The organism is Lysobacter sp. TAB13 (assembly GCF_052113885.1).
GTDB classification, from domain to species: Bacteria; Pseudomonadota; Gammaproteobacteria; order Xanthomonadales; family Xanthomonadaceae; genus Lysobacter; species Lysobacter gummosus.
Genome location: NZ_JBFRDR010000344.1, coordinates 1 through 378, shown reverse-complemented (window position 1 = coordinate 378; position 378 = coordinate 1). Strand labels below are relative to the sequence as shown.

The window sequence follows — 378 nt, the reverse complement described above, 5'->3', positions numbered from 1 at the left end:
CTCCATGAAGCGCTCGCCCTCGGAATTGGTGAGATAGCCGCCCTCGCCGCGGGCCCCCTCGGTGATGAGGCAGCCGGCGCCATAGATGCCGGTCGGGTGGAACTGCACGAATTCCATGTCCTGCAGCGGCAGGCCGGCGCGCAGCACCATGCCGCCACCGTCGCCGGTGCAGGTATGAGCCGAGGTCGCGGAGAAATAGGCGCGGCCATAGCCGCCGGTCGCCATGATCGCCATCTTCGAGCGGAAGCGATGCAGCGTRCCGTCATCGAGCTTGAGCGCGATCACGCCSCGGCAGACGCCATCCTCGTCCATGATCAGGTCGATGGCGAARTAYTCGATGAAGAACTCGGTRTTGTAGCGCAGCGCCTGGCCATAGAG

1 protein-coding gene is annotated in these 378 nt (G+C 65.1%); it reads right to left on the bottom strand.

Annotated features, from left to right (window positions below; genetic code table 11):
* A partial coding sequence (locus AB4Y92_RS26465; protein ID WP_441822324.1) for an FAD-binding protein occupies positions 1–378 on the bottom strand: 378 nt, incomplete at both ends.